The sequence below is a fragment of the Streptomyces sp. NPDC015346 genome (assembly GCF_043078785.1).
Lineage (GTDB): Bacteria > Actinomycetota > Actinomycetes > Streptomycetales > Streptomycetaceae > Streptomyces.
This window is the reverse complement of record NZ_JBIBTW010000004.1, coordinates 376,187-401,441: the sequence shown is the minus strand read 5'-3', so window position 1 is coordinate 401,441 and position 25,255 is coordinate 376,187. Positions and strand designations below refer to the sequence as shown.

Annotated in this window: 26 protein-coding genes; 7 read left to right on the top strand and 19 right to left on the bottom strand. The window is 70.0% G+C overall.

The window, feature by feature from the left end; genetic code table 11:
• Positions 1-9: 9 nt before the first annotated feature.
• From ACF06X_RS16980 to ACF06X_RS16945, 8 genes are all read right to left on the bottom strand, one after another.
• Positions 10-1,149, bottom strand: a complete 1,140-nt coding sequence (locus tag ACF06X_RS16980; RefSeq protein WP_392288045.1) for a hypothetical protein — start codon at positions 1,147-1,149, stop codon at positions 10-12.
• Positions 1,150-1,172: 23 nt separating this feature from the next.
• The gene (locus tag ACF06X_RS16975; protein ID WP_392288044.1) at positions 1,173-2,360 is read right to left on the bottom strand and encodes a hypothetical protein; all 1,188 of its coding nucleotides are present in this window, start codon (positions 2,358-2,360) and stop codon (positions 1,173-1,175) included.
• Between the two features lie 37 nt (positions 2,361-2,397).
• Positions 2,398-3,585 carry a hypothetical protein gene (locus tag ACF06X_RS16970; RefSeq protein ID WP_392288043.1) on the bottom strand — a complete coding sequence of 396 codons (1,188 nt, stop codon included), beginning with the start codon at positions 3,583-3,585 and terminating at the stop codon, positions 2,398-2,400.
• A 39-nt stretch (positions 3,586-3,624) separates the two neighbouring features.
• Positions 3,625-4,548: a phage distal tail protein gene (locus tag ACF06X_RS16965; RefSeq protein ID WP_392288042.1), complete on the bottom strand. Its 924-nt coding sequence runs from the start codon at positions 4,546-4,548 to the stop codon at positions 3,625-3,627.
• A 142-nt stretch (positions 4,549-4,690) separates the two neighbouring features.
• Entirely contained in the window at positions 4,691-5,944 is a 1,254-nt protein-coding gene (locus ACF06X_RS16960; protein ID WP_392288041.1) for a tape-measure protein, read from the bottom strand.
• Positions 5,941-7,140 carry a phage tail protein gene (locus ACF06X_RS16955; protein WP_392288040.1) on the bottom strand — a complete coding sequence of 400 codons (1,200 nt, stop codon included), beginning with the start codon at positions 7,138-7,140 and terminating at the stop codon, positions 5,941-5,943. Before ACF06X_RS16955 ends, ACF06X_RS16960 begins: the two co-directional genes overlap by 4 nt.
• 29 nt (positions 7,141-7,169) lie before the next feature.
• Entirely contained in the window at positions 7,170-8,195 is a 1,026-nt protein-coding gene (locus ACF06X_RS16950; protein ID WP_392288039.1) for a hypothetical protein, read from the bottom strand.
• Positions 8,196-8,297: 102 nt separating this feature from the next.
• A complete protein-coding gene (locus tag ACF06X_RS16945; RefSeq protein ID WP_392288038.1) occupies positions 8,298-8,510 on the bottom strand; it encodes a hypothetical protein in 213 nt (70 codons plus the stop codon).
• A 298-nt stretch (positions 8,511-8,808) separates the two neighbouring features.
• On the opposite strand from ACF06X_RS16945, the gene ACF06X_RS16940 reads away from it, so the two are divergent.
• Complete coding sequence (locus ACF06X_RS16940; RefSeq protein ID WP_392288037.1) at positions 8,809-9,699, top strand: hypothetical protein; 891 nt, start codon at positions 8,809-8,811, stop codon at positions 9,697-9,699.
• Between the two features lie 46 nt (positions 9,700-9,745).
• On the opposite strand, the gene ACF06X_RS16935 is transcribed toward ACF06X_RS16940, so the two are convergent.
• From ACF06X_RS16935 to ACF06X_RS16905, 7 genes are all read right to left on the bottom strand, one after another.
• Positions 9,746-10,012 carry a hypothetical protein gene (locus ACF06X_RS16935; protein WP_392288036.1) on the bottom strand — a complete coding sequence of 89 codons (267 nt, stop codon included), beginning with the start codon at positions 10,010-10,012 and terminating at the stop codon, positions 9,746-9,748.
• Between the two features lie 149 nt (positions 10,013-10,161).
• A complete protein-coding gene (locus tag ACF06X_RS16930) occupies positions 10,162-10,452 on the bottom strand; it encodes a hypothetical protein (protein ID WP_158989387.1) in 291 nt (96 codons plus the stop codon).
• Positions 10,453-10,541: 89 nt separating this feature from the next.
• Positions 10,542-11,156 (bottom strand): phage tail protein, encoded by a 615-nt coding sequence (locus ACF06X_RS16925; protein WP_392288035.1) that lies wholly within the window; start codon positions 11,154-11,156, stop codon positions 10,542-10,544.
• A gap of 170 nt (positions 11,157-11,326) precedes the next feature.
• Positions 11,327-11,734, bottom strand: a complete 408-nt coding sequence (locus ACF06X_RS16920) for a hypothetical protein (RefSeq protein ID WP_392288034.1) — start codon at positions 11,732-11,734, stop codon at positions 11,327-11,329.
• 334 nt (positions 11,735-12,068) lie between these two features.
• Positions 12,069-12,287: a hypothetical protein gene (locus ACF06X_RS16915; RefSeq protein WP_392288033.1), complete on the bottom strand. Its 219-nt coding sequence runs from the start codon at positions 12,285-12,287 to the stop codon at positions 12,069-12,071.
• Positions 12,281-13,000: a hypothetical protein gene (locus tag ACF06X_RS16910; RefSeq protein ID WP_392288032.1), complete on the bottom strand. Its 720-nt coding sequence runs from the start codon at positions 12,998-13,000 to the stop codon at positions 12,281-12,283. The genes ACF06X_RS16915 and ACF06X_RS16910 overlap by 7 nt, the downstream gene beginning before the upstream one ends.
• Positions 12,993-13,448, bottom strand: coding sequence for a WhiB family transcriptional regulator (locus ACF06X_RS16905; RefSeq protein ID WP_392288031.1), 456 nt, complete (start codon positions 13,446-13,448; stop codon positions 12,993-12,995). The genes ACF06X_RS16910 and ACF06X_RS16905 overlap by 8 nt, the downstream gene beginning before the upstream one ends.
• A 132-nt stretch (positions 13,449-13,580) precedes the next feature.
• Here ACF06X_RS16905 and ACF06X_RS16900 point away from each other — a divergent pair, with 132 nt between their 5' ends.
• The 5 genes from ACF06X_RS16900 to tuf all read left to right on the top strand — a co-directional run bounded on the left by ACF06X_RS16900 (position 13,581) and on the right by tuf (position 18,849).
• A complete protein-coding gene (locus tag ACF06X_RS16900) occupies positions 13,581-14,030 on the top strand; it encodes a helix-turn-helix domain-containing protein (RefSeq protein WP_392288030.1) in 450 nt (149 codons plus the stop codon).
• Between the two features lie 462 nt (positions 14,031-14,492).
• A complete protein-coding gene (gene rpsL, locus ACF06X_RS16895) occupies positions 14,493-14,864 on the top strand; it encodes a 30S ribosomal protein S12 (RefSeq protein ID WP_003948652.1) in 372 nt (123 codons plus the stop codon).
• Positions 14,865-14,866: 2 nt separating this feature from the next.
• The gene (gene rpsG / locus ACF06X_RS16890) at positions 14,867-15,337 is read left to right on the top strand and encodes a 30S ribosomal protein S7 (protein ID WP_003966970.1); all 471 of its coding nucleotides are present in this window, start codon (positions 14,867-14,869) and stop codon (positions 15,335-15,337) included.
• 39 nt (positions 15,338-15,376) lie between these two features.
• The gene (gene fusA, locus ACF06X_RS16885) at positions 15,377-17,506 is read left to right on the top strand and encodes an elongation factor G (protein WP_392288029.1); all 2,130 of its coding nucleotides are present in this window, start codon (positions 15,377-15,379) and stop codon (positions 17,504-17,506) included.
• A 149-nt stretch (positions 17,507-17,655) separates the two neighbouring features.
• The gene (tuf, locus tag ACF06X_RS16880; RefSeq protein WP_392288028.1) at positions 17,656-18,849 is read left to right on the top strand and encodes an elongation factor Tu; all 1,194 of its coding nucleotides are present in this window, start codon (positions 17,656-17,658) and stop codon (positions 18,847-18,849) included.
• A 107-nt stretch (positions 18,850-18,956) separates the two neighbouring features.
• Here the strand turns inward: tuf and ACF06X_RS16875 are convergent, their stop codons facing one another.
• From ACF06X_RS16875 to ACF06X_RS16860, 4 genes are all read right to left on the bottom strand, one after another.
• Positions 18,957-21,041: a PIG-L family deacetylase gene (locus ACF06X_RS16875; protein ID WP_392288027.1), complete on the bottom strand. Its 2,085-nt coding sequence runs from the start codon at positions 21,039-21,041 to the stop codon at positions 18,957-18,959.
• A 123-nt stretch (positions 21,042-21,164) separates the two neighbouring features.
• Positions 21,165-21,977 carry an RNA repair domain-containing protein gene (locus tag ACF06X_RS16870; RefSeq protein WP_392288026.1) on the bottom strand — a complete coding sequence of 271 codons (813 nt, stop codon included), beginning with the start codon at positions 21,975-21,977 and terminating at the stop codon, positions 21,165-21,167.
• Between the two features lie 29 nt (positions 21,978-22,006).
• A complete protein-coding gene (locus ACF06X_RS16865; protein WP_392288025.1) occupies positions 22,007-22,612 on the bottom strand; it encodes a Uma2 family endonuclease in 606 nt (201 codons plus the stop codon).
• Between the two features lie 10 nt (positions 22,613-22,622).
• Complete coding sequence (locus ACF06X_RS16860; RefSeq protein ID WP_392288024.1) at positions 22,623-23,492, bottom strand: helix-turn-helix domain-containing protein; 870 nt, start codon at positions 23,490-23,492, stop codon at positions 22,623-22,625.
• Positions 23,493-23,841: 349 nt separating this feature from the next.
• Between ACF06X_RS16860 and ACF06X_RS16855 the strand changes: the two genes are divergently transcribed.
• Complete coding sequence (locus tag ACF06X_RS16855) at positions 23,842-24,948, top strand: hypothetical protein (protein ID WP_392288023.1); 1,107 nt, start codon at positions 23,842-23,844, stop codon at positions 24,946-24,948.
• The last annotated feature ends 307 nt before the right edge of the window (positions 24,949-25,255 follow it).

The window sequence follows — 25,255 nt, the reverse complement described above, 5'->3', positions numbered from 1 at the left end:
CGGAGGCCCTCACGGAAGGATGTAGGTGGCGCTGAGGCGGACGTGGCGGCCGGCTTCGAGCGTGCCGTTGGGTGACCAGGTGCGCAGGTTGACCTGCCCGTTGGTCCAGAAGTTGCCGCTGCCGCTGCCGATGCCGTCGCTCGCCGAGGCCTCGTAGTCGATGGCGGGGCGCCATCCGGCGGGCAGGGTGCACAGCGGCTCGTCGGGGATGTGGCCCGCGTTGGTGGCGGTGATGGTGGCGCCGTTGCGGGTCACGGAGAGCAGCACGTGCGCGATGCCGCGGGTGCGCCGGCCCGAGAAGGACACGACGGTCCAGCCGGGCAGCGCGATCGCACCGGTGGTGGCGCTCTCCACCTCGACCGGCGGGTGGTAGGTCGCCCACACGCTGCCGTTCCACCGCTGGAGGACGCCGTTCGCCTCGCGGAACTGTCCGATGTAGCTGCCGGCGGTCAGGACCCCGCTGGGCGCGATCCCGCCGACCTCCTTCGGATACGGGACCCACTCGGTGCCGCTCCAGCGCTGCAGGACGTGGGCGTTGTCGTTGTCCCGATACTGGCCCGGATACGAGCCGAAGTCGGCGCCGTTGTTGTAGACGGGCAGGATCCCGCCGACGCCGACGGTGGTCACGCGCAGGTCGGTGGACGCGCCGGCCGACCAGTCGATGCCACCGGTGCCGGCGGAGGCACCGGCCTTCACCTTGACGGAGAACAGCGCGAGCGAACGCGGCGGCACCGCGGGCTTCTCCGGAGCGGCCTTCGGCTGGCCCCGGACGATCTCGACGACCGCCTCGTGCCGCCCGGGGCTCTCGACGTCGTTGTCGTACACGCGCAGCACGACGAGGTCGATGCGCGGGTTGAGCGGGTCGCCGTCGGCGAAGGTGATCGAGGTGTCCTGGTCGAGCGCGACCGGGTAGGCGCCCTCGGCGTTCGTGCCCTGGATCACCGCCCGGCCGGTGTAGACGGTGGCCGTCATCGGGCCGGTCGAGCTCATCCACAGGCCACCGACGCGGTACTTGCCGTCGGTGGTGCCCGGCAGGATGCCGGACCGGGAGGAGAGCGGGCCCGTCGTGAGGGTCGCGCCCAGTGCGGTGTGACGGGTGGCGACGCGGGTCTGCCCCGAGGGCGTGAGCCAGCCTGAGTGCAGGGTCATGAGGGTCTCCTGGGGTCCGTGGATCAGGCCTGCGGGTCGACGCGGATGAAGGAGTTGTCGAACCAGGCCTTCACACCGGACGGATTGGCGACGACGCGGTAGTAGGCGGTCAGCGTGTACGAGGCTCCGGCGACCAGGCCCGACAGCCGCCGGCTCATGGAGAGCGACAGGGAGTGCACGGTCGCCGCCATGACGGCGTAGTCGTCGCTGGGCTCCTGCACGACGGTGCTGCCCTGGGTGAGCCGCAGGGCCATGTACGAGTAGTAGTCGTTCGACCCCCTCGTCCGGGCGCCGAAGTTGACCAGGACGGCCTTGGACGGCGGCGCGGTGAAGGTCAGGGAGAGGTTCGAGGTCCGCTCCACCAGGGTCGGGGTGTACGTCGCCGACGTGGTGTACCCCGCGTCCGTGTTGTCGTTGTAGTACGGCCCCGGGACCGCCGGGGCCCACGCCGAGCCGTTCCACCGCTGGAGCTGGCCGCCGGCACCGTCCCGGTACTGGCCGGTGTAGCTGGCCGGGGTGGTGGAGGCGGAGGACGGGATGATGCCGCCGATCGCCGCCGGGTACGACACCCACTTGCCGCCGTCCCAGCGCTGGAACTGGCCGTCCGCCGTGTCCTGGTACTGGCCCGGGTGGGCGCCCGGCAGGACCGGCCCCTCGACCGGGATGATGCCGCCGACGGCGACGACCGGCGTGCGCAGGTCCCTGAGGGCGGTGTTCCACGGGATACCGCCGTTGCCGGCGCTGGCGCCGGCCGGAACGGTCACCTCGTACAGCGCGAGGCTGCGCGGCGGTGCGAGCGGCGCCTTCGGGTCGGGCTCGGCCTTGCCCTGGATGATCTCGATCTTCGCCTCGTTGCGCTGGGTGGCGTCGTAGACGTTGTCGTAGATCTTCAGAACGACCAGGTCGATCCGGTTGAACTGGGCGTTGCCCGCACCGAAGGTGATCGTCTCCGACGTGGGCAGCGTCACCGGGTACATGCCCTGGGAGATGTCGCCCTGGATGACGGCCCGGCCCTCGGAGACGGTCGCCGACATGGCGGCGGAGCCGAACATCCAGAAGCCGGACAGCCGGTACTGGCCGTCGTACGAGCCCGGCAGGATGCCGGAGCGGACCTGGACGGGGTTGGCGGGGGTGGTCGCGCCGACCTGGTTGAGGCGGGTGTCCTCGCGGGTCTGGCCGGTCTCGGCGACCCAGCTGCTGCGCAGGTTCATGGTGTCTCCAATCAGAGAAGAGCGGGGGACGGGCGGGTCAGGACTTGATCCACTCGGCGGAGAGGTTGCCGGCGTAGCCGGAGCCGCCGAGGGTCTTCACCGCCGCGGTGTGCGTCTGGTAGCCGGCCAGCGTGATCGTGGAGCCCGCGGTGAGCTTGAGCAGGCCCTGGCCGCCGACGGCGACGGCTCCGGCGCCGGCCGGCACGAGCCAGGTGCAGCGCAGGACGCCGACGCCGTTGACCACGACACGGGCGCCGCGCATGCCGGTCTGGGAGTCGTTGGCGAACACGACGTGCCCCGAGACGCGCCACCAGCCGGCGCGCGGCACGGTGTAGGTGGTGGAGCCGTCCCAGCCGGGGCCGTCGTCCACGTCGGTGCTCTGGAAGGCGAGCGTGGTCCAGGTGTTGGGGGCGATGGACTGGGAGGCGGTCTGCGAGGCGCTGAAGAGGATCTTCGATCTGCCCTCGACGTACTGCCAGTTGGAGCCGTCCCAGCGCTGCAGGATCCCGGCGTTGTCCCGGTACTGGCCGGTGTAGCCGCCGGCCGTCACCGAAGAGGGGGCGATGCCGCCGAGCGCCTTCGGGTACGAGCTCCAGGTCGCGCCGTCCCAGCGCTGGAGCATGCCGCCCGCGTCGCGGTACTGGCCGACGTACGCGCCCTTGAAGCCGCTGGTGGGCATGATGCCGCCGAGCGCCACCACCGCCCAGTGCTGGGTGGTGACGCCGCCGCCGGTCCAGGCGATGCCGCCGGTGCCGGCCGAGGCGGCCTTCGGGACGCGGATCGTGTAGAGCGGGATCGTGCTGCCCGGGCCGGTCGCCGGAGCGGTCGGGGAGGCCTCAGGCTTGCCCTTGACCAGGCGGATGACGGCCTCGGTGGTGCCGGTCTTGTCGTAGTCGACGTCGACCACGGCCAGTTCGATCAGGTCGATGCGGTCGTACTGCGGGTCACCGTCCTCGATGGTGATCTTCTCCGGCGAGACGCAGCTGACCAGGTAGGCGCCCTGACGGGTGTCGTTGCCCTGGACGATCGCGCGTCCCGTGCCGATCGTGCACTCCATGGGAGCGGTTCCGGTCAGGACGAAGCCGCCCGGCACGATGCCCGGCCGGGAGCGCAGCGGGGTCTCCTCCGGGGCCTGACCGCTGGGAGTGAGCAGGGCGGCCAGGGTGAGACGGGTGTCCTCGCGGGTCTGGCCCTCGGTTTGGAGCCAGGCGGCCCGTACGGTCATGGGTTCACCTCTTCTGGGAGTGGGGGAAGGGGGCTGCGGTCACCACTCGGCGCTGCGCCAGCGGACCGTCATCAGGGCGTCCGGGGTGGAGGCGTCGGGCCGGAAGGACAGCTCCGTGCGGCCCGGATCGAGCAGGAAGAGCTCCTCCGGGCTGGAGTCGGCCATCGCCGTGTGCCGGCGGGAGGCGGTGTTGTTGAGCATCACGGTGCCGTTGACGGTGTCCACGGTCAGCTCGTCGCCGGCGGCCAGGTCGATCGCGTACCGCAGTCGGCGCCGGCTGGTGCGTTCGGTGACGGTCGGCGTGGAGCACGGGCCGCGGAAGACGATCACCGGGTGGGTGGGGGCGGAGCCGGTGTTGTCGACGACGGCGTCGCCGGTGCTCTTCGCCTCGCCCCACTTGAGCGGCCAGGTCAGCGGCCAGGTGAGGCCGGACTCGGGCTGCGGGGCGGTGGTGGTGGCGGTCTGCTCGTTGACGACGTAGCGGCGCGGGTCGGCGGCCAGCCACTGGATGGACATCTTCGAACTGCCCTGGGTGGCGAAGCCCTGGTCGGCGGGGACCACGCGCTGGGCGATCCGCGCGCGTACGGCGAGCAGTTCGCCGTGGAGCTGTACGGTCAGCCAGCGCTCCTCGTCGAGCAGGGCGAGCGCCTGCCGCAGGGCGCGGATGGCCTCGGGGGCCGCCTTGTACTCCGGTATCAGCACGATCGTCCCGCCGACCTTGCGCGGCTTGGCGTACCGGGATCCCGGCCAGGCGCCGTGCGAGGTGGGGCGGTCGGCGTCGGAGGAGTCGTACTCGGGCAGGTCCTCCCAGCCGGTGAGGCCGGAGCGGTCGACGGCGAAGGGGGTGCCGGGGCCGATGAGAAGCCCGGCCCACTGGATCTGCCCGTCCTGGGTGATCAGTGAGCCGGGCGCGAGGTCTGCGGTGTAGGCGTTTCCGGCGTATGCGGTTGTGTTCTCGGCCATGGGCCGGTCACCTCACTTCTGATGGAGTGTCGGTGGTGGGCGGTGCGGTGGGCGGTCGGCGGTGCGCGGTCGGTGGTGACGGTCGGCCGCTCGACGGTCGGTCGTTCGACGGTCGGTCGTTCGACAGTCGGTCGCTCGACGGTCAGCGGTGCGCGGTCGCCAGGAAGAGGAGGTCCTCGGCGGTCGACCGGGGGCCGGCGCCGGGCTCCTCGCGGAACTCCCGTATGCGGTGCGGCGGCCGGTCCGGCTCGGTGAGGGCCGGGACGCGGCGGTTCTCCAGCACGGTGAGCGAGTCGATGCGCGGGGCGTCGGCGGCTCCGGGGAAGACGACACCGCCGTCTGCGAGCATCGGGATCTTGTCGATGTCGACGCCGAACTTCTTGTCCGTGAGCGGGATCGACACGGTCAGCTTGTTGAGACCGTCGATGATCCAGTTGGCGAAGGCGATGAGGCCGTTGATCGGGCCCTTGACGACGCCGACGACGGCGCTCAGGGCGCCCTTGATGAGATCGCCGATCCCGCGCAGGGCCTTGCTCACCGCGTCCTTGGCGGTACGGAAGAAGCCGGGGATCTTGTCCGTGATGAAGGAGACGACCGGCTTGACCGCGTTCTTGATCCCGCCCAGGGTGCGCGAGGCGATCCCGCGCAGCGCGTTGGAGGCGGAGGTGACGGCGCCGCGGATCTTGGAGATGCCGTTGATCGCGGCTCCGACGATCTTCAGGGCGGTCTTGAACAGGGTGAGGTACGCCTTGAAGTACGTCCCGACGGCCTGACCGAGCACCTTCATGATCGGCGAGAGGAACTTCCAGATCGCCTGGAAGACCTTGAGAGCGGCCTGGAAGGCCTGCTTGAGGAACTTCTGACCGGTCTGGGAGTTGACGGCGAGCTCGATGAGGTACGCGGCGACGGGCACGAGGATGCCGACGAGGAAGCCGATCGGGTTGGCGCGCATGGCGACGTTGATGCCGGTCATCGCGATGGAGGCGACGGTCATGACGGTGCCGTAGGTCTCCATCAGCTTGGCTATGACATCGGTGACGGGCAGCAGGGGCGCGAGGATCGCGACCAGGCCGCCGATGCCGGTGCCGATCTTGCCGACGGCGGTCCTGGCCTTGCCCGCGGCGGTGCCCGTCCTGCGGATGCCGGTGGCCGCCTTGGACTGCTGGATCTTACGGACGGCGGTCGCGGCGCCGGAGGCGTTGGTGCCGAGGGTGCGTAGGGAGGAACCGGTGGTGCGCAGGCCGGTGGCGAACGTGGACATGCCGCCGGCCGCCTGCTGGACGCCCTGCTTGAGCCGCTTGAGCGAGTCGCCCGCCTGAGCGGCGCCCTGCCGCAGGGAGCTCATCACCGGAGTGACCGCGCCGAACCGTGGCATGGCGACTGCGGCGGCACTCATCCGCGTGCCTTCGCCAGGTACATCAGCGCGTTCGCCGTCGACTGCGGGTCGGTGCCCCGCGCCGCGTGATAGTGCTCGATGTGCAGGGTGGCTCCCGCGCCGCCTGCCTGTGTGTGGGCCGACATGCGGGCGCGGCGGGCGGTCTGGGCGAGCAGCCGGTCCAGCTTGGAGAGCGGGAGGACGGCCTCGGCCTCGCCGGCCTCGGCGAGGATCGCCGGGACACCGCCGTGGCGGGGCATGACGACACCACCGGTGGCGAGCATGGGGATGGTCGGGATGTTGACGCCGAAGGTCTTGCCGCCGACGAGCGGGACCCAGCTCGGGACGCTGACCTTGACCCGGTTCAGGCTGCCGATCATGCCGTTGATGAGGCCGATGACCGCGTTGATCGGACCCTTCACGCCGTTCTTGATGCCCTCGAACGCCCGGGACGCGATGTCCTTGAGGCCGTTCCAGATGGAGGACATCTTGTCCTTGACGGCGCTGAAGGCCTTCGGGATCACGGTCTTGATCCAGTTGACGATCGGCGTGATGACGGCCTTGATGCCGTTCCAGACGGCGCTGATGACCGTCTTGATCGCCTTCATGACCGTGGTGATGACCGTCTTCCAGATCTTCACGTAGGTCTTGATGACGGTGGCGACGGCCTTGACGACGGTGGAGATGGCCTTCTTGATGCCGTTCCAGACCGTCTTGATCAGCTGACCGGCCTTCTTCATGATCGGGCCGATGGCCTTCATGACCGAGCTGATGACGGTCTTGATGGCGCTGAAGGCCTTCTTCATGATCGTCTGCATGGTCTTCGAGCGCATCGCCATGTCGACGATCTTCTCGATGAGCGGCATGAACAGCTCGATCAGGCGGGCGAGGATGTTGCCCTTCATGGACCTGTTGAGCTTGTCCTGGCCCTTGGCGGCCTTGCCGGCGCCGGACTCGTACTTCCCGAGCTTCTTGCCGGCGGACTCGGCGGTCTGTCCGGCCTTCTTCATGGAGCGCTCGGCTTGGTCCGAGGCGGTCTTGAGGTTCTTGAGCTGGGTGCTGGAGCCCTGGGCGCTGGTCTTGAGGTTCTTGAGCTGCCCGTTGGCCGACCGCCCGGCATCACCGACCTTCTTGACCGAGGTGCCGGCGCCGGAGGCTTGGGTCTTGAGGTTGCGGAGACCGGTGGACGCGTTCTTCAGGTTTCTGACGAGAGACATGGGTTACCTCCTTTCGGGGTGGGTGGGGGTCAGGCGGGGGAGCCGGCGCCGAGTTCCTGGTTGATGTCGCTGACCGTTCGTGCGAACTCGCGCATCTTCGTGGCCAGGGTCCCGGTGTTGTCGGCGAGTCGCTTCGCGTTGTCCGCCGCTTGCCCCAGGGTCCCCGCCTTGGGGACCTTGTCCACTTCGAGGCCGTCCATGGCGAGCTTGAGCTTCCCGATGGCGCCGGCGAACTTGGTGGTCTTCTTGGGGTCCGAGTTCTTCACGGCGCCGTTGATCTTGCCCATGCCTCGGGCGACCAGAGGCATCGACTGGTAATCGACGCCGGCGACTGCCTCGGCGATCTTCTTGATGGCGGTCGCCGCCTTCTCCACCGCGCTCACCTTCGGCAGCTTGCGGAACGCCTCGTTGAACGAGGGGGCGTGGCGGTTGAACTCCTTGAGGTGCGGGTTCAGGTTGGTGAGCTGTTCGCGGAGGCCGTCGAAGTTGGCGTCTCGCGGGATGGCGGCCATACCGCCACCAGCGGCCGCCTCGCGGTCGTTCACGACCGTGCGGTCCTGGAGGCGGGGGATGATGCCTCCTGCCCCTCCGGCGATGACTTTGTTCTCGAGCCTCGGGAACCGTCTGGCGAGGCGATCGATGATCGCGGTCTGGAGGCCCCGCTGCAGGTTCTTGAAGTTCAGCGCCAGGGCGAGGAGGAACGCGGGGATGGCGAGGCTGATGAAACCCGACAGGAGATATGCGGGCCACCACACGTTGTTCTCGTGCCACTTCTCGACGGCGGCGGCGAAACTGCCGAGCCCCATCGCCTCCAGCCACTCCGTCTTCTTGGCCTTGGTGAGCTCCTGGTGCATGTCGTCGATCTTCTTGAAGTACCCCGCCGTGAACATGTTGTCCATGTAGTAGGTGGTGACGACATACGGGGAGACCGCGATCAGGTGTTCCTTGAGCTGGGAGACGTTCGGTGGTTTGCCGGGCTCGGGCTGGGGATAGACGAGGGCGGCCTTGAGATCCTTGATCGCGCTGATGACCTCGGCGTTCGTTGGGTCTGCCATGAGTTGCTCCGCTTCCGGCCCGTGAGGGCCAAGCGCCGAAAAGCCCCTGTCGGCATGGAACTTCGGCAGGGGCTCGTGCGTGAGGGGCGGGCGGTCGGGTGGCTAGGCGTCGTCGTCCCGGCGGGAGCCGCGGCGCGTCGTCGCGAGGGCGTCGTTCCAGCCGGCCGCGTACGCGAGGGTCTCGTAGCGGGAGACCTCGGCGTACAGCGTGCCGAGCAACGCTCTCTTGTCGAGGGCGACGGGTCCGTCGAGGAGCTGGCGGAGGCGGTCCTGGAGCGGGATGTGCGGTCGCGATGCCTCGGCCTGCTGAGTCATGGACGCCTGCCTTCCGGTTGCTTGCCCTTGCGTGCGTGGCGGCGCCGCGGAGTGAGGCGGGGGCACCACATGTTCGAACGAGTGTACGAACAGAGTGTGGAACACCTGTTCGAGGTTTGTCGAGCGGGAATGCTCTGACGGCGTGTCTGCTTGTGGCGAAACGTGACCGGTTGATGATGCAACGTTCGCCGAGAACGACCGGGTACGCTGGATACGCGTTCCAGAGCCGGACCATCTCGGAGCGCCAGGGGCGCGAGTGGCGCGAGGGGACCCCAGGGGGCGGAAGGCATACAGACGTATGGACAGGGAGCGGGGCGATGGCCGCCGCGGACGGGTCGTCGACTGGTTCGAGACGAACTCCGACCTACCCCATCTGTTCGCATGGATCTCCGAACTGGTCCATGTCCACGGGTACGCACCCGAGGATCTCGTCGTGATCGCCAGAGCCGAACTCGACCGCCGCGAGACCGCCGCCTTCACCGCCGGCTGGGCCGAGGCCGTGTCGGAGGAACTCCCCCGCATACGCCGGGAGTACGAGCGACGTGTCGCCGACGCCTACGCGCAGGGCCAGCGTGACGCGCGTGGAGTCCGTCGCCCCCAGCGCCGTGTGGGGGAGGGCGAGGACGGTGCCCGGGTCATCCCGCTGCCCTTCGCCCGGCTCCTGGAGCCGCCCGCCGCCGTGATCCAGGCCGAGGAACGCCTCCGCCGGGAACGCGAACAGTTCGACGAGCGGGCCCGGCCGCCCGAGCCTGAACAGCAGACGCAGCCGGACCCAGAGCCGGACCCCGAGCCGGGTCGCGATGCCCAGCCCGAACACGCCACCGCGCTCCGGGACGACGACGAGCCGCCCCGCCCCCGCACCGAGGAGCCCGAAACCGAAGCCGAAACGGTACGGGCCCCGGAGCCGGAACCAGGACAGGACGTCCTGCTCACCGCGCAGGAGCTGCGGACCCGCAGGGCGACCCATTCGGTACGGAAGGTGGTACGCGGCAAGGGCGGGCGCCCCGTGGTGCCGCCGCTCGGCCAGGTCCCCGGACAGACCGGGTCCGCGGCCGACCGCCGTACCTCCGAACCCGGCGAACCGGAGACGCGCGGGCGCAGGGGACGACGGCTGTCGGAGCGGGCCAGAGCTCTGGAGGAGGAACTGGTCGACCGAGCACAGGAACCGCCCCCGGAGCCCGCTCCCTGAAAAACGGGAACGGGCGCCGGGGGCCGGGGCGGGACGGGACGGGCCGTCAGCCGAAGAACCGGGCGAGCGCTCCCGGGGAGACCGCCTCGCCGGCGCCCTCCGCCGCGGTGTCCCCGCCCTCTTCCTCTCCCTCGCCGTCCGCGTCCGAGCCCGGACGCGGGACGGGCTTCGGAGGATCGGGCGTATCGTCGTCCTCGCTGCTGTTGACGCACTGGAACATCCAGTTGGCGACGGCCAGATGGTCCACCGTCGCCGCCAGCAGATGATCGGTGATCGACCACTCCGCGGCCTCGCCGTGCAGCTCCCGCTGCACGGCGCTGTCCTGCGGAAGGTGCTTGATCAGCGTCAGGACCCGGCGACTGGAGAGGTCGCCGCGGTACCAGTCGAGGAGATCGACGGAGTAATAGCGGAGGAGATCCGCTTCAAGGGCCTCGGCGTGTTCGTCGACGAACTCGACGAGGCTCAGTCTTCCCCCAGGCCGAGCCCGGTCTCCTTGCCGTAGGCCTCCAGGATGGCGGCGATGTCCTGCATGGTGATGTCGTGCTGCTCGAAGCGGGCGAACTGCTCCTCACCCATCAGGAGCGCGAGGAGCCCGTCCACGTCGTTGTCGTCGAGCTTGCGCAGACCCTTCGCGGTCGCGCGGCTGAGCTCGGTGGGGAGGGTGTAGGACTCGCCGTCCAGCTCGAAGGACCAGCTGCGGCCGCTGGCCTCCAGGCGCTGGGCGCGGGCTGCGTTGACGTCGAAACGGGCCATGGTGATGCGTACTCCTTGTTCGAGTGAGTGAAGAGGAGAGGGGTGGGGCGGGACGGCGGTGTGCCGTCCCGCCCTGGGTGGAGAAGGGATCAGACGGTCGTGGAGTACTGGTTGTCCTGCATGAGGAAGGTGGCCAGCGGCTTGCCGTCGCCCTTCGACATGGCGGAGAAGGTGATGCCCAGGGTGGACGCCGCCTTGCGGGCCAGCTTGATGTCGTCGGACGCGGTGACCTGACCGCGCGGGATGATGAAGCGGTACGTGACCTTGCTGCTGGTGCCGTCCGCGTTGGTCTTGTAGTCGGTGAACTCCAGGCCGAGGGCGCGCACGTCCGCGAACGGACGCTCGGCGATGTCGTACTTGTAGACGCCGACCGCCGGGGCGGCCTCCGCCTCGACCTTGCCGCCGCCCATGAAGAAGGGCAGCGTGTCCTCGTTGAACTGGAGCATCGAGAACTTCAGCGAGAGATCACGGGCCGAGTAGATGTAGTGGACCGGGGAGACCGACTGCCACGAGTCGATGGCCTCCAGCTTGTCCTTCTTGGAGAAGGTGACGCCGTCACCGGTGGTGAAGCCGAGGTCGGTCCAGCTCGACCAGTCGGCGGAGGCCTCGCCGGTGCCGAAGGTCGGGGCGGCGGTGCCGACCTTGGCCACGTAGAGCTTGCCGGTGCCTGCGACGCGGATCTCGGCGGAGTTGTTTCCTGCCATGGTGGTTTTCTCCTTGGGTTGAGACGTGGGTTGAGCGGGAGCACCGTCCCCGGGCATCGGGCCCGGGAACGGCAAAGGCCCCGCCGGATGGCAGGGCCTGGTCTGTGGGGTGAGCGTCCGTCAGGAGCCGGGAGGGATCCGTCAGGGAGCAGGGAGGGAGCCGGGAGGGCTCAGAAGACGCTCACGGAGAGGCGGATCACGCACAGGTAGCGGTTCGCGCCCCGGTAGAGGTAGTCGGGCAGCCAGCGGGGGCCGTCCTGCTCCTCGACGTCGCTGATGAAGTTCGTGCCGATCTGCTTGCCGATGGTGGCGAGCAGCGAGCGCCGGGCCGCGTTGGCGAGGACGTGGGCCGCGTTCTTGGTCGGCCCGTACACCTCGAACTCGATCAGCGGCATGTCGACGTGCTGGTCGCCGATCCAGGCGCCGCCGCGGCGGTTCACCAGGACGGCGCTCTGCGTTCCGTCGAAGCCGGCCGGCGCGTTGACCGCGATGGTCGCGCCGGCCAAGGCGGGGTCGGCCTTGAGGACGTCGACGACCAGCTTCTCGACGTCTGGGAAAGCACTCGGGGGAGTGGTCATGACGGTTCTCCTCAGGAGGGGATGGCGTGAGGGCCGCTGCCGGGCGCGCTCCCCGCGGGGAAGGGGGGCGTACGGCGCGGGAGCGCGCCCGGACAGCGAACGGCGGAGCTGCGGCCCGTCTCGCGGGCACAGCTCCGCCGCTGCACCAACTGTGACAGAGAGCGTGCGCGCACGCAACTAATTCGGGGGGCGGGTTCGGGACGCGGTCTCGGGCGTCGGCCGCCGACGGCCCACCGCCGTGCCCCGGCAACGACAGAACGCCCCCTGTCCGGAGAGGACAGGGGGCGTTCCGGGTGTCGGTGCGCGCCGGTCGGCGGGTCGGCGGGTCGGCGGGTCAGACGGAGAGGCGTGGGCGGCGGCGGGCCGCGCGTTCCGCGGCGAAGACGTCCTCCAGGCGGAAGAGCTGGGCGCGGCCCGCCTTGCCGGCCGCCCTCAGGTGGCCCAGCTGGACCCACTTGCGGATGGTCGCCGGAGCGACGCCGGCCTCCTCCGCCGCGAGCGGGCCCGGGATCAGGGCCGGCAGGGGCAGGGAGAGGGGCAGGGACTTCAGCACGGGGTCTCCTCCATCGCGGCTTCGAGTTCCTCGGTACGGCAGCCCGCCGCGTCCGCCAGTTCCCGCCACTCCGCCTCGGGCCACAGGTGGCGGTAGGCCGGGTCGTCCTGGCAGCCGCAGTCCTCCACGGTGCACGTGCAGGCCGGGTTCACGCAGAGCACGGCCCGCCGGTCCGGGAAGGCCCGCAGCGACACCGAGTCGCACCACGGGCAGCGCCCCGACACCCGTACGACCGGCTCCGTGTCGCCCAGCGTGCGGGCACAGCGCCGCGCCATCCGGCGCAGCTCGTCGCGCACGTGCCGGGCCAGGTCCGGGTGGGCCGCGATGTCGTCGAGCAGCGCGGCGATCCGCCGGAGCCGCTCGACCACCTGCGCCCGCGCCGGCCGGGGCAGGCCGAGCCGCGCCCGTACCGCCTCCTCCAGCTCCACCACGCCGTCGGTGATGTCGCGGATGGCGTCGGAGATGTGCAGCCGGATCGGGGCGGCGCCGTGACCCGGAACCACCAGGCCGTGCCGCTGCTGGAGGAGGAGCGCCTCGCGGCGCTCCTCGCGGATGAGCTCGTCCCGGGCCGGGGAGGGCGCGGTGGGGGCGGTGCCGACGGGGGAGCGGCGGCCGGGCGCCAACTCCTCGGAGAGCTCGGGGAACTGGCGGACGAGCGAGGCCGTCCACAGGGTGATGTCGGTGATGATGCGGTCGATCGCGCGGTCAGACACGGACGCTCCCAGCGGCAGCGGCAGCGGCGGCGGCGGAGGAGGGGGCGGCGGAGTCGGTGGCGGAGTCGGTGGCGGGCGCGGGGAGCGTCGTCGTACGAGACGCGGTGCCCACCCCCGTACGCGATGCCGGCACCGGGCGGCCGTTGCGCCACAGGCGGCCCGCGCAGACGCCGTCGAAGAAGCTCTCCGCCGGTGCGACCGCCTCCTCGCACTCGCGGCGGACGGGACAGTTCGTGCAGGCGCGCAGCGCCGGGGCCGCCTGCTTGGCGCGGCGGGAGAAGACGACGGCCGGGGGGAGGCCGGCACACGCGGCGACGGTCTGCCAGGCGGGGGAGTCGGGTGGAAGCAACGTGTACTCCGGGTCCGGGGCCAATGGGCGTCCCGCGGGGCCTGTGAGGTCCCTGGGGCTCAGGAGGCCGATGAGTTCGGCGGCGAGCCAGCGTGACATGTTGCGTGCGGGCGCGCAACAAAGAAATGGAGACCTCTTCACTGATTCGCCACGATTGCGCACCCGAAAGCACGTAATTCTGTGCGCGCAAGCACGCTAGAGTAAGGCGCCTGGAGGAGTGAGGAGCGGTACATGACCACTCGTGGGCTGGATGAATTCGCAGGCTGGGTCGAAGGCCTGATGAGAGCGCGCGGCTATGACATCGACAGCCCGCGCGGCGGCGGCAAGTCGCGGATCGCGGACGAGGCGGGAGTCCATCGCGCCGCCGTGACCCGGCTGCTGCAGCGGCAGAGCATGCCGGACCTGGAGACCATGCGCAGGATCGCCCCGCTCCTCGGGGTGTCCGTCCGCGACATGCTCATCCGGTCCGGCCGGGTGACCCCGGAGGAGCTGCCGCTGGCGGAGGATCTGCTGCCACCGAACGACTGGCAGCCGACCATGGAGGACTTCGCGCGCTGGCTCGGCGTCCCCGACGAGCGGCTCGGGGTCTTCATCAAGGTGGTGAACCAGTTCCTGGAGCCCGACGCGGACGACGCGGAGGGCGGCGAACGCGCCGAGGCGCGCCGCGCCGCACGGGACTGAACGGGACCGGGTGGCCGCCGGTGCGGCCGGGGAAAGAAGAGCCGAGGGAAGCCCCCCGGCTCTTCGGCGCGTCCGGCCCCAGGCCCAGCGCTTGACCCGGACCGGATCCCCTTCCGGACCGGGGCCCGACCCCCCGCCCCGGCCCCCGCCCCCACCCCGATCCGGCCCCCCGCCCCCACCCCCTCCCCACCCCCTCGTTCTCCGAGGTGAGCCGGGCTTCGGGGTGCGTGGGCATTTGTTTTGACCGGAGTCCATGCGATAGGTACGCTCAGACCTTGTGCCTGGGGTGTGCCTGGGCTCGTGTGCGTGTCCTCAACCGCATGGCGAGTCCGTCAACGGCCATCGCAATCTGCGCCTTTTCCGCCCCACGGCGGACGATCGCAGTATTCGACACACCCGACCGCGTGGGTCGGAGATGTTCCAGGTTAGTTTCACCGACGGCACACAGAAACCGGAGAAGTAGTGCCTACGATCCAGCAGCTGGTCCGGAAGGGCCGGCAGGACAAGGTCGAGAAGAACAAGACGCCCGCACTCGAGGGTTCCCCTCAGCGCCGCGGCGTCTGCACGCGTGTGTTCACGACCACCCCGAAGAAGCCGAACTCGGCCCTCCGTAAGGTCGCGCGTGTGCGTCTGACCTCCGGCATCGAGGTCACGGCCTACATTCCGGGTGAGGGACACAACCTGCAGGAGCACTCCATCGTGCTCGTGCGTGGTGGCCGTGTGAAGGACCTGCCGGGTGTTCGTTACAAGATCATCCGCGGCTCGCTCGACACCCAGGGTGTCAAGAACCGCAAGCAGGCCCGCAGCCGCTACGGCGCCAAGAAGGAGAAGTAAGAATGCCTCGTAAGGGCCCCGCCCCGAAGCGCCCGGTCATCATCGACCCGGTCTACAGCTCTCCTCTTGTCACCTCGCTGATCAACAAGATCCTGCTGGACGGCAAGCGCTCCACCGCCGAGCGCATCGTCTACGGCGCCATGGAAGGCCTCCGCGAGAAGACCGGCAACGACCCGGTCATCACGCTGAAGCGCGCCCTCGAGAACGTGAAGCCGTCGCTCGAGGTCAAGTCCCGCCGTGTCGGTGGCGCCACCTACCAGGTTCCGATCGAGGTCAAGCCCGGTCGCGCCTCCACCCTCGCGCTCCGCTGGCTCGTGGGCTACTCCCGCGCCCGCCGCGAGAAGACCATGACCGAGCGCCTCATGAACGAGCTTCTCGACGCCTCCAACGGCCTCGGTGCTTCGGTCAAGAAGCGCGAGGACACGCACAAGATGGCCGAGTCCAACAAGGCCTTCGCGCACTACCGCTGGTAGTCGCACCCCACATCGAGACCGAGAGAAGACTGAAGCCTTATGGCTACCACTTCGCTTGACCTGGCCAAGGTCCGCAACATCGGGATCATGGCCCACATCGACGCGGGCAAGACGACCACCACCGAGCGGATCCTGTTCTACACCGGCGTTTCGTACAAGATCGGTGAAGTCCACGACGGCGCTGCCACGATGGACTGGATGGAGCAGGAGCAGGAGCGCGGCATCACGATCACGTCTGCCGCGACGACCTGCCACTGGCCGCTGGAAGACGTTGACCACACCATCAACATCATCGACACCCCGGGCCACGTCGACTTCACCGTCGAGGTGGAGCGTTCGCTCCGCGTGCTCGACGGTGCGGTGACGGTGTTCGACGGCGTCGCCGGTGTCGAGCCCCAGTCCGAGACTGTCTGGCGTCAGGCGGACCGCTACGGCGTCCCGCGTATCTGCTTCGTCAACAAGCTCGACCGTACGGGCGCCGAGTTCCACCGCTGCGTCGACATGATCGTGGACCGCCTCGGCGCGACCCCGATCGTCATGCAGCTCCCGATCGGCGCCGAGATGGACTTCCAGGGTGTTGTGGACCTCGTCCGCATGAAGGCCCTGGTCTGGTCCGCCGAAGCGACCAAGGGCGAGATGTACGACGTCGTCGACATCCCCGCCTCGCACACCGAGGCCGCTGAAGAGTGGCGCGGCAAGCTGGTCGAGACGGTCGCGGAGAACGACGAAGAGATCATGGAGCTCTTCCTCGAGGGTGTCGAGCCCACCGAGGAGCAGCTGTACGCCGCGATCCGTCGTATCACCATCGCGTCCGGCAAGGGCGGTGGCGAGAAGACCGTCACCCCCGTCTTCTGTGGCACCGCGTTCAAGAACAAGGGCGTCCAGCCCCTGCTCGACGCGGTCGTGCGCTACCTCCCCTCCCCCCTGGACGTCGAGGCCATCGAGGGCCACGACGTGAAGGACCCGGAGGAGGTCGTCAAGCGCAAGCCGTCCGAGGACGAGCCGCTGTCGGCCCTCGCGTTCAAGATCGCGAGCGACCCGCACCTCGGCAAGCTCACCTTCGTCCGGATCTACTCCGGTCGCCTGGAGGCCGGCACCTCGGTGCTGAACTCCGTCAAGGGCAAGAAGGAGCGCATCGGCAAGATCTACCGCATGCACGCGAACAAGCGTGAGGAGATCGACTCGGTGGGCGCCGGCGACATCGTCGCCGTCATGGGCCTGAAGCAGACCACCACCGGTGAGACGCTGTGCGACGAGAAGAACCCGGTCATCCTGGAGTCCATGGACTTCCCGGCGCCGGTCATTCAGGTCGCGATCGAGCCCAAGTCCAAGGGTGACCAGGAGAAGCTGGGTGTCGCCATCCAGCGTCTCGCGGAGGAGGACCCCTCCTTCCAGGTTCACTCGGACGAGGAGACCGGCCAGACCATCATCGGTGGTATGGGCGAGCTTCACCTCGACATCCTCGTCGACCGTATGCGTCGCGAGTTCAAGGTCGAGGCGAACGTCGGCAAGCCGCAGGTCGCGTACCGCGAGACGATCCGCAAGGCCGTCGAGCGCGTGGACTACACCCACAAGAAGCAGACCGGTGGTACCGGTCAGTTCGCCAAGGTGCAGATCGCGATCGAGCCCATCGAGGGCGGCGACGCTTCGTACGAGTTCGTGAACAAGGTCACCGGTGGCCGCATCCCGAAGGAGTACATCCCTTCGGTCGACGCCGGTGCGCAGGAGGCCATGCAGTTCGGCATCCTGGCCGGCTACGAGATGACTGGCGTCCGCGTCATCCTTCTCGACGGTGCCTACCACGAGGTCGACTCCTCCGAGCTCGCGTTCAAGATCGCCGGTTCGCAGGCCTTCAAGGAGGCCGCGCGCAAGGCTTCCCCCGTCATCCTTGAGCCGATGATGGCCGTTGAGGTCGTCACGCCCGAGGACTACATGGGTGAGGTCATCGGTGACATCAACTCCCGCCGTGGTCAGATTCAGGCCATGGAGGAGCGCAGCGGCGCTCGCGTCGTGAAGGGCCTCGTGCCCCTTTCGGAGATGTTCGGCTACGTCGGAGACCTCCGCAGCAAGACCTCGGGTCGCGCAAGCTACTCGATGCAGTTCGACTCCTACGCCGAGGTTCCGCGGAACGTCGCCGAGGAGATCATCGCGAAGGCCAAGGGCGAGTAACTCTCCCAAGTTCACGCTTTAGGCTTGACACCAGTCGCCGGGGCTCCGCCCCCGAAACCCGAGGATCGGGTCCCGGCGCCTGGCATCCCAGCAAAGATCACCTGGCGCCGATGAAGCAAGGCGTTCAGAACCACTCCAGGAGGACCCCCGTGGCGAAGGCGAAGTTCGAGCGGACTAAGCCGCACGTCAACATCGGCACCATTGGTCACATCGACCACGGTAAGACGACCCTCACGGCCGCCATTACCAAGGTGCTGCACGACAAGTACCCGGACCTGAACGAGGCTTCGGCCTTCGACCAGATCGACAAGGCTCCTGAGGAGCGTCAGCGCGGTATCACCATCTCCATCGCGCACGTCGAGTACCAGACGGAGTCGCGTCACTACGCGCACGTCGACTGCCCGGGTCACGCGGACTACATCAAGAACATGATCACCGGTGCGGCCCAGATGGACGGCGCCATTCTCGTCGTCGCCGCCACCGACGGCCCGATGCCGCAGACCAAGGAGCACGTGCTCCTGGCCCGCCAGGTCGGCGTTCCGTACATCGTCGTCGCCCTGAACAAGGCCGACATGGTGGACGACGAGGAGATCCTGGAGCTCGTCGAGCTCGAGGTGCGTGAGCTCCTCTCCGAGTACGAGTTCCCGGGCGACGACCTGCCGGTCGTCAAGGTCTCGGCGCTCAAGGCGCTCGAGGGCGACAAGGAGTGGGGCGAGTCGGTCCTCAACCTGATGAAGGCTGTCGACGAGGCCATCCCGCAGCCCGAGCGTGACGTCGACAAGCCGTTCCTCATGCCGATCGAGGACGTCTTCACGATCACCGGTCGTGGCACCGTCGTCACCGGTCGTATCGAGCGTGGTGTCCTCAAGGTCAACGAGACCGTCGACATCGTCGGTATCAAGCCCGAGAAGACCACCACCACGGTCACCGGCATCGAGATGTTCCGCAAGCTGCTCGACGAGGGCCAGGCCGGTGAGAACGTCGGTCTGCTCCTCCGTGGCATCAAGCGCGAGGATGTCGAGCGCGGCCAGGTCATCATCAAGCCCGGCTCGGTCACGCCGCACACCTCGTTCGAGGCCCAGGCGTACATCCTGTCGAAGGACGAGGGTGGCCGTCACACCCCGTTCTTCAACAACTACCGCCCGCAGTTCTACTTCCGTACCACGGACGTGACCGGCGTCGTGACCCTCCCCGAGGGCACCGAGATGGTCATGCCGGGCGACAACACCTCCATGACCGTCGAGCTGATCCAGCCCGTCGCCATGGAGGAGGGCCTGAAGTTCGCCATCCGTGAGGGTGGCCGGACCGTGGGCGCCGGCCAGGTCGTCAAGATCAACAAGTAATTGTCGATCGTCTGACCTGTGCCGCTCCTGACGGAGCGTCATCAGAGGGCCCCCGGCCCGCCGTTCGCGGCGGGACGGGGGCCCTCGTCGTCGTTCCTCCGCCCCGCTTACGAGGGGGAGGCGCCGGACCCGTCCGCCGGGCGCCACACCCACGGGTGGGCGTCGGCGCCCAGACCGACGGCGAGCGGACCCGCCGGTACGAGGCGTAGCGCCGCCGCCTGCACGGCCGCCGTTCCCTGCGTACGGGTCCAGAGCCGGCCGCCGCGCCGCAGCTGGATCCGGCCGCGCAGGTCCCTGCCGAGCAGCACGGTTCCGTGGGCGTCGGCAGCGGCGGCCACGGGACCGTAGCCGTCGAAGGAGGCGTTCCCGGCGCCCGAGAGCAGCTCTTTCGCGGCCGGCTCGCGGTAGTACACGGCGAGACCACCCGTACCGCCCGCGCCGCCCGTACCGCCCGCGCCCGGGACGGCGGCGACGGGATCACCGGCCGGCGGCAGCGGATCGGCGAGCGTGCCGTCGATCCAGTGCGCGACGGCCTCCCGGCCCGCCGCCAGCACATGGACCCGGCCGGCCGCGTCGACGACGGCGTTCAGCCCGTCCTGCACCTCGACGCCGCCGCCCAGGGCGCGCCACGCGCTCCACTCGCCGTCGGTCTCCCGTACCCGCGTCGACACTCCCTTGTCCGCGTCGCGTACGAAGAGATGGACCCGGCCGTCGGGGGCCGTCACGGCCACCGGCACACCGATCCTGCGCCCCCGGTCGGCCCCGCGCTCCGGGTTGCCGAGGCCCCGCCAGGCGAGGAAGGGGCCGCCGGGGGAGCGCTGCTCCAGGAGGACGACCTCCCGCCTGTTCGGGCCGCCGTGGCCCGAGAGCGCGGCGAAGCGCACCCCGAAGAGGAGGACGCGGCCGTCGAGGAGCGTGGCCGAGCCCAGCGCGGGCGCGAGCGGGCCGCCGCCCAGGTCCTCCGGCTCGCCCCACCGGCCCGAGCCCTTCTCCGTCTCCCGCCAGCGCACCGCGCGCAGCCCGAGGACGCCGAAGGCGTCGAGCCGTCCGTCCGGCCGCTCGACGACCGCGGGGCCGGCGCCCGGCCAGCGGTGGTGGGTGGCGCGCACCCAGCCCTTCTTGTTGGTGAGCGGCCGGTCGCCGCCGACGCCGTAGTCGCCGCAGCCGGACGGATTGCCGCACTGCCAGGACGGATCGCCGCCGTACGGAACGAGGTTGCCGGCCTTCTCCTTGAGGACCTGCGGGGGGAGGTTCTTGGGCCAGTGGCGGTTGTAGTAGCCGCGGAAGGCGGTCGCGACGAAGGCCGGTATCGTCCCGCCGCTCCGGGCGGTGTCGGCGACCCAGCGGATGAGCGCCGCCCAGGAGAAACAGGCGACGGCGGTGTGGTCGCCGTGGTCGGAGTAGCCGGGCTGCTCGCTGTCCCGCTTGCGGGTCGCCTCGTCGCTGAGCTGGATGTCCGGGTCGGGGTCGAGGGTCTGGACGACGGTCGGCCGGTAGCGGTCGAGCAGCCCGACGAGGACCTCGATCAGCTGCCCGTGGTCGTACGTGTCCGACCGTTCGACGGGGGAGTCGGCCGACAGATGCGTCCGCAGTTCGAGGGCGCGGTCGTCCCAGAGCGCGGGCAGGGCCATGTAGCGGCGGGAGGTGTGCATGGGCAGATTGAGGAAGATCAGCTCCACCCGGCGGCCGCCGTGCGTGAGGGTGTTGATCTCGGCGGTACGCCCGCCGCTGAGCGGGGTGGTGCCCTTCTGCCAGGGCGTGAACATGTCGAGACCCAGGAGCGTCGCGTACGCCTGCCGCAGGCCCTGGTGGCGCGCGGAGGAGTAGGCGGCCTTGTCCGGTGCCGTCTCGGGCATCCCCTGGATCCAGTTCTTGCCGGTGTGCTCGCCCGCCGTGACGTAGACGGAGACGAGCGGGACCCCGGCGTCGAGCATGCGCTGGGTGTCGGGGTTCATGAAGTACAGGTCGTCGTCCGGGTGCGCGGCGATCTGCATCAGCCGCGCGGGGCGCGAGCCGGCGATCGGCATCCCGGGCGCGGGGTCCGCGGTGGGTCCGGTGCGCCGGGTCGCGGGTACGGAGCAGCCGGTGAGGCCGCCCGCGAGGGGGCCGGCGAGCGCGGCGGCCCCGATCGCGGCGGCGAGCACACGGCGTCGACGGGGCAGACCCGTCCTGGGTTCGGATCTGTCGTCCACTGCTGGTGCGTCCCCTGGGCTGGTACCGATCCTGCGCCTTGCCAGACGGGTGTTCGGTGCCCGGGGTTGTGCGGGATCTGGTGCGATCTGCCGAAAGTATCCCCGAACGGAGGTGCGACCTGGTCAGGCGGGGGTCCACCGGACGACGCCGGTTCCGAGTCGCACGGTCGCGCGGACGCGCATCGGCTCGTCGCCGCGGCGGGAGAGCAGGACGAGTTCGGTGACGCGCGCGGTCATCGCCCCGAGGAGGGCCTCGGCCTCGGCGGCGAGCTGGTGGGGGTCGCGGCTGCGCCCGAGGGAAAGGTGGGGCGTGTAGCCCCTGGAGTCGTCCGCGCAGAGGGGGAAGCGGCTCTCCAGGGCGGCCCGCAGCCGGGCCCACGGCTCTTCCCCGGCCGCCGCGGGGTCGATCCAGACGGTGGCGTCCTCGCGGTGCCCGAACCAGTGCACCCCCTCAAGGCGCGCCTTGAACGCCTGGACCTCGGCGAGGGCGGACGCGACGAGCGGGGCGGCCCGGGGGAAGTCGTCCTCGGGCACGAAGCCGAAGAGGACGTTGACGTGGGGCGGCCAGCGGTGGATCTGCCGGTCGTGCGCGCGCCGGATGTGCTGGATGGCCGGCCACAGCTCCTGGGGCGGGATCCAGGCGACGGCCGTACGGTGCGTGGGCGCGACGGCGAGCACGGGAGGCGGCGGCTCGGGCCGGTCACCGGCGAGGGTCTCGCGGAGCCGGTCGACGTGGGAGGCCCGGTCCCAGACGATCTCGCCGTCGGCCTCGAAGAACACCACCCGATGCCAGGGAATCTCCCCACCGGGCACGAAGTCGGCCAGCGCCATCCGCGTCGGTGGCGCCCCGCGCTCGGCGATCCCCATGACGAAGCGCTCGGCCTCCAGTCGGGGATCCCAGAGGACCTGGTGGTAGATCTCGTCACTGGTGCGCATGATGATGCGCCTCCCCGGGTGCGGCACCGCTACGGGTAGCGGGGCAGATCCTCGGTCGAGATCGTCCAGTTCGCGATGGTCACGTCCTCGCCGTAGACGAAGTCCTTACGGGTGGCGTAGCGCGGGCCCTCCGGCGTGGCGTGGATGTCGGAGAACACGGCGCCCGTGCCGGTGCGGGGGTCGAAGATCGCGTAGAGGGGTACGCCGATGAGCGCGTAGTCCCGCAGCTTGCCCACCCAGTCGTTGTCGGGGTTGGACCGTGAGACGACCTCGATGGCGGCGATGAGGCTGCGGGGGGCGAACGAGCTCTCCACTTCCATGTCCGCCTCGGCGATCACCATCACGTCCGGGTGGCGCATGATGCCCTCGGGCTCGTCCTCGACGTCTGGCTCCCCGGTGTGTGCGGCGAGCTCGTCGGGCATCACCTTCTCCAGCCTCTTTCGCAGCCGCAGCACGGTGAGCTCGTGGGGACCCCCGGGCGTCATCATGTCGTGAACGAGTCCTTCTTTGGTGATCTCGAATTTGCCGGAGACGGTGTCGTCCAGCTTCTCCACCGCCGCGCGCATACTCCGGTAGTGGGCAGAAACGGTCGTCATGGCGCTGGCTCCTCGTCCGTGCCCTGGGGCTCGAGTCATCAGCTTCATGCTAAGCGGCCTCTCTCTCGTGGGGACGGCAGTCGCGGCAGCGGCCGGGCTCCCGCGCGCGGAAGGGGCGGTCGCAGCCGTCGCAGTCCTGGAAGGGGGCCATGGCCTGCGGTTTCACCGGTAGTGGGGGTGGACGCAGGGCCGTGAGGCGGTGGGCGAGGAGTCCGGCCGGGTGCACCAGATCGTCCGGGAGGCTCGCGGCGAGGGTGCGCACGATGGCGTCGGGGGCAGCGCCGCGTTCCAGCCAGGTGGTGACGCCGGGCGCGAGGCGCTGGATGTCGCGCTCGGCCAAGAGCAGCCGGGGCTCGTGGAGGCGGAGGCCGGCGAGCAGGTCGGCCGCCGGGTGGTGTGCGGGCGCGAGCGGCGGGGGAGCCGGGGTTACGGGGCGGGGCGCGGGTTTCGCCGGGCGCGGCGGGGCCGGCGCCGGGGTGTCCGGGGGCTCCGGCGGCGACGGCGGTTGCGGGGGCTCCGGCGGCTCCGGCGGCGACGGCGGCTCCGGGGGCTCCGGGGGCGTCTCCGGTACGGGCTCGGGTTCAGCCACTGGTCGGTTGTACGAGATCGTGCGCGGGGCGATGCGCCCGTTGGGCAGCCGCTCCTTGTACCGCTTCAGGTAGCCGTGGTCCTCCAGCTCCCGCATGGCGCCCGCGATCCGCATCTCGCTCTCCGGGAATTCCGAGGCCAGGGCCTTGATTCCGACGGGTGCCCCGGTGGGGAGCGACTGGAGGTGGACCGCGAGCCCGATGGCGAGCAATGAAAGCTGGCGGTGCTGGGAGAGGTGGTTGCCGACGACCGTGTAGCGGCTCGTGTGCCGGACGTTGACGTGAATGAGCCCGGAGGCGCGCGAAGGCGCGCTAGGGTGCTGTGAAGCCATCGGGAAGCCCTAACTTCCTCGTTGGTCAGGCCCTCGATCGGGATCGCTAGTCCCGGCCGGGGGCCGTCGCATGTCTGGGGTTGTGGCGGTGAGCATATGCCAGGCAACCGGCCCCAAATCCAGCCCAGTTGGCACAGATCACCCGTGTGGGTGACGGGGCGCGGCGGGGAGGCTGGAGGGGTTGGGAGGGGTACTTGCCCTGGTTCTTCAAGTCTTTTATGTCGTGGGCCACCGGGTCGCGGACGGCCGCGTCGCGGTCGCGGCGTGATCAACAGACCCGACCTGCCTGAGCCCTCCGCCACGCCGCGTGAAACCCTCCTGACCGCACACACGATCAGGAGTGGGGAACATGAGCGAGAAGGGCCCGTCGGTCTCCGACGAGGATTGGGCCGCGTTCGTCGAGGCGGCGAGGAAGGACGGGGTCGGTTCCGGTGCCGTCCCGGAGCCCCGGCGGCGGCTCCGGCGGCCGGAGCGGAGCGAGCCTGAGGGGTGGCGGACCGGGCCCGCCTGGCGGGAGATGGACGGACGGGGCAAGGCCCGGCGCCAGGTCAAGGGCGTCGTCGGGATCACCCTGGCCGCCGGCCTCCTCCTGGTCGTCCTGCGCCCGGAGCTCGTCACCGACCGGTTGCCCCAGGGGCTCGGCGGCCCGGGCGCGACCACCCCACTGTCCGCGGAGACCGCACGCCCCAGCGCGCCCCCGTCCCAGGAGGTGCTCCCGGATCGCCCGACGCTGAAGGAACCGTTCAAGGGATCGCCGGCTCTCCGGTGGGCGGACGGGGCCGCGGGTATCGAGGTGCCCAAGGCCAAGGCCGTCGGAGGGATGTCCAGGGAGGAGGTCGCCGGAGCGCTCGACTCGGTCAGACGGTTCCTCGTCGCCGCGAATCTGGACCCGGCCACGCTGCGCGGGGAGCGGCCGACCGACGCGATCGAGCTGCTCGACCCCCTGCAGAAGGACGTCCGCCCGCGCATCGACCGGTGGCTCACCGAGCCGGACAAGGACAACAACCCGCTGTGGCTGTTCAGCCGGTTCGACCCGGCCGAGGTGCGCCTCGCCGGTGACGTCGTCAAGACGCGCGGGCGCATGACCTTCGAGGCGGGCGAGCGGAGCGGCGAGGTGCGGGTGCACGCCGACTACACCTTCGTCTATCCGCTGGTGAAGACCCGCCCCGGCTTCGACGAGGTGGCCCGTACCGTCGTCCGCCGCCAGATGACGTTCGCTCTCCACGACCCGGCGAAGGTCGTGACGACGCGAGGCATGTTGTCCGTGCTGCGGATGGAGGAGTCCGCCGGGAACAGCGACTGCGCCAGGGCCGCGGACGGCTTCCTGCATCCGCAGTTCAGCGAGGACCTGGCCGGCGCGGCGCCGCACCCCGGAGGGCCGGAGATCGATCCGTACGACCGCAGCAAGGACATCGGTGATCTCTCGCACACGTGCGGCACGGTCACCCGCACCTGACGCGTGTCCCGGGTTTGATCTCTGTCACGCCCGGGGTACTCTCTTCGGCCCGATTGGCCACGATCGCATCCCGTATGGCAGACTGTCGGGGTTGCTCGGTTGAGTGCCGATGCTGCGCGCCTCCCGCCGGGAGGACCGGAAGCGAGTCCCACAGTACTCGTCGCCTCTTCTCAGGGGCGGACGTACGGGAATCTTCCGGGAAGCGTCAGCGGGGCGCCGACCAGGCACCCGGTGGGTGTTCCACCCCCGGTTCCGCGGGTTTCTGGGCCCGCACCCCCTTGGTTGGGAAATCCTTCGGGACTTCTGC

Bases quoted from the DNA above. Each gene is read 5' to 3' on its own strand.
- ACF06X_RS16980 (WP_392288045.1), bottom strand. From the start codon at position 1,149: ATGACCCTGCACTCAGGCTGGCTCACGCCCTCGGGGCAGACCCGCGTC.
- ACF06X_RS16975 (WP_392288044.1), bottom strand. From the start codon at position 2,360: ATGAACCTGCGCAGCAGCTGGGTCGCCGAGACCGGCCAGACCCGCGAG.
- ACF06X_RS16970 (WP_392288043.1), bottom strand. From the start codon at position 3,585: ATGACCGTACGGGCCGCCTGGCTCCAAACCGAGGGCCAGACCCGCGAG.
- ACF06X_RS16965 (WP_392288042.1), bottom strand. From the start codon at position 4,548: ATGGCCGAGAACACAACCGCATACGCCGGAAACGCCTACACCGCAGAC.
- ACF06X_RS16960 (WP_392288041.1), bottom strand. From the start codon at position 5,944: ATGAGTGCCGCCGCAGTCGCCATGCCACGGTTCGGCGCGGTCACTCCG.
- ACF06X_RS16955 (WP_392288040.1), bottom strand. From the start codon at position 7,140: ATGTCTCTCGTCAGAAACCTGAAGAACGCGTCCACCGGTCTCCGCAAC.
- ACF06X_RS16950 (WP_392288039.1), bottom strand. From the start codon at position 8,195: ATGGCAGACCCAACGAACGCCGAGGTCATCAGCGCGATCAAGGATCTC.
- ACF06X_RS16945 (WP_392288038.1), bottom strand. From the start codon at position 8,510: ATGACTCAGCAGGCCGAGGCATCGCGACCGCACATCCCGCTCCAGGAC.
- ACF06X_RS16940 (WP_392288037.1), top strand. From the start codon at position 8,809: ATGGACAGGGAGCGGGGCGATGGCCGCCGCGGACGGGTCGTCGACTGG.
- ACF06X_RS16930 (WP_158989387.1), bottom strand. From the start codon at position 10,452: ATGGCCCGTTTCGACGTCAACGCAGCCCGCGCCCAGCGCCTGGAGGCC.
- ACF06X_RS16925 (WP_392288035.1), bottom strand. From the start codon at position 11,156: ATGGCAGGAAACAACTCCGCCGAGATCCGCGTCGCAGGCACCGGCAAG.
- ACF06X_RS16920 (WP_392288034.1), bottom strand. From the start codon at position 11,734: ATGACCACTCCCCCGAGTGCTTTCCCAGACGTCGAGAAGCTGGTCGTC.
- ACF06X_RS16905 (WP_392288031.1), bottom strand. From the start codon at position 13,448: ATGTCACGCTGGCTCGCCGCCGAACTCATCGGCCTCCTGAGCCCCAGG.
- ACF06X_RS16900 (WP_392288030.1), top strand. From the start codon at position 13,581: ATGACCACTCGTGGGCTGGATGAATTCGCAGGCTGGGTCGAAGGCCTG.
- rpsG (WP_003966970.1), top strand. From the start codon at position 14,867: ATGCCTCGTAAGGGCCCCGCCCCGAAGCGCCCGGTCATCATCGACCCG.
- fusA (WP_392288029.1), top strand. From the start codon at position 15,377: ATGGCTACCACTTCGCTTGACCTGGCCAAGGTCCGCAACATCGGGATC.
- ACF06X_RS16870 (WP_392288026.1), bottom strand. From the start codon at position 21,977: ATGCGCACCAGTGACGAGATCTACCACCAGGTCCTCTGGGATCCCCGA.
- ACF06X_RS16865 (WP_392288025.1), bottom strand. From the start codon at position 22,612: ATGACTCGAGCCCCAGGGCACGGACGAGGAGCCAGCGCCATGACGACC.
- ACF06X_RS16860 (WP_392288024.1), bottom strand. From the start codon at position 23,492: ATGGCTTCACAGCACCCTAGCGCGCCTTCGCGCGCCTCCGGGCTCATT.
- ACF06X_RS16855 (WP_392288023.1), top strand. From the start codon at position 23,842: ATGAGCGAGAAGGGCCCGTCGGTCTCCGACGAGGATTGGGCCGCGTTC.